2 protein-coding genes are annotated in these 1,343 nt (G+C 66.1%); both read left to right on the top strand.

What is annotated here, in order from left to right; translation table 11 throughout:
• Positions 1–144: 144 nt before the first annotated feature.
• Positions 145–942: a succinate dehydrogenase/fumarate reductase iron-sulfur subunit gene (locus tag BIS11_RS17740; RefSeq protein ID WP_367399124.1), complete on the top strand. Its 798-nt coding sequence runs from the start codon at positions 145–147 to the stop codon at positions 940–942.
• On the top strand, positions 935–1,327 hold the full coding sequence (locus tag BIS11_RS17735) for a fumarate reductase subunit C (protein ID WP_253426872.1): 393 nt from the start codon (positions 935–937) through the stop codon (positions 1,325–1,327). Before BIS11_RS17740 ends, BIS11_RS17735 begins: the two co-directional genes overlap by 8 nt.
• The last annotated feature ends 16 nt before the right edge of the window (positions 1,328–1,343 follow it).

Genomic DNA, 1,343 nt, shown 5'->3' with positions numbered 1-1,343 from the left:
GCGTGACGACGTCAACTACCTCAACCACAGCCAGGTGTTCTATCGCGGCGAAGCACCCGCCGAGCTTCACTGGCAGGCGGTGGACGTGCGCTTCTCGGCGCCGGCGGTGCGCGCCTACGGCGATGCGGGCAAGGAGAAACGGGCATGAACAGAACGCTGCATGTTAAACGCTATCTGCCGGAAAGCGACGCCGAGCCCTACTGGCAACAGTACGAGGTAGCGGTGGACGACAGCACCTCGCTGCTGGATGCCCTCAACCACATCAAGGAGGAGCTCGACGCCACGCTCGGCTACCGCTGGTCCTGCCGCATGGCGATCTGCGGCTCCTGCGGGGTGATGGTCAACGGCGTACCCAAGCTCGGCTGCAAGACCTTCCTGCGCGACTTCGACGACGAGATCCGCATCGAGCCGCTGGCCCACTTTCCCGTTCAGCGGGATCTTGTGGTCGACATGGCGCTGTTTCTCGAGCACCTGGCGGCGATCAAGCCCTACCTGATCGACAAGGAGCCGGTGCAACACGTCGACCCCCAGGCCCTGGAGCCGCACCGCCAGACGCCGGCGCAGCTTGAGCGCTACCGGCAGTTCGCCAACTGCATCAACTGCGGGCTGTGTTATTCGGCCTGCCCGCAGTTCGGCTTGAACCCGGAGTTTCGCGGCCCGGCGGCGCTGGCGCTGGCCCAGCGCTACAACCTGGACAGCCGCGACCACGGCAAGCGCGCGCGCATGGCCGAGCTCAACCGTCACGAAGGCGTGTGGAGCTGCACGTTTGTGGGCTTCTGCTCCCAGGTGTGCCCCAAGCACGTCGACCCGGCGGCGGCGGTCAATCAGGGCAAGGTGGCGGCGGCTCAGCACACGCTGATCGCGTTGTTCAAAGGTGAATTGTTCAAGGGCGAATGGCGGCGCGGCAAGGGCATCGACAACGAGGAGAAGGCTCATGGCTGATTCCGCAAAGCGCCCGGCGCCGCTGGCGCGCACCTGGTGGCTCAAGCACCGCTTCTTCAAGCTTTACATGCTGCGCGAGGCCACGGTGCTGCCGCTGGTGTTCTTTCTGCTCTGCCTGCTGGCGGGCATGGTGGCGCTGTTCAAGGGCCCGGCCAGTTGGCAGGGCTGGGTTGCGTTCATGGGCTCGCCCGTGGTGCTGGCGCTCAACCTGCTGGCGCTGGCGGCGAGCCTCTATCACGCCGCGACCTTCTTCGTGCTGTTTCCGCGGGTGATGCCGCTGCGCATCGCCGGGCACCGCCTGCCGGACACGGCCATCGTCGTCGGGCAGTGGGTGGGCGTGGTGGTCGTGGCACTGCTGTTGTTCTGGCTACTGGGGAGGGCGTGACCATGCGCGATACGAC

Origin of the sequence: Halomonas sp. 707D4 (assembly GCF_024158685.1) — a bacterium.
GTDB lineage: Bacteria > Pseudomonadota > Gammaproteobacteria > Pseudomonadales > Halomonadaceae > Vreelandella.
This window is presented reverse-complemented; position numbering and strand designations above follow the sequence as displayed.

Coding starts and splice junctions, on each gene's coding strand:
- BIS11_RS17740 (WP_367399124.1), top strand. CDS start 145: ATGAACAGAACGCTGCATGTTAAACGCTATCTGCCGGAAAGCGACGCC.
- BIS11_RS17735 (WP_253426872.1), top strand. CDS start 935: ATGGCTGATTCCGCAAAGCGCCCGGCGCCGCTGGCGCGCACCTGGTGG.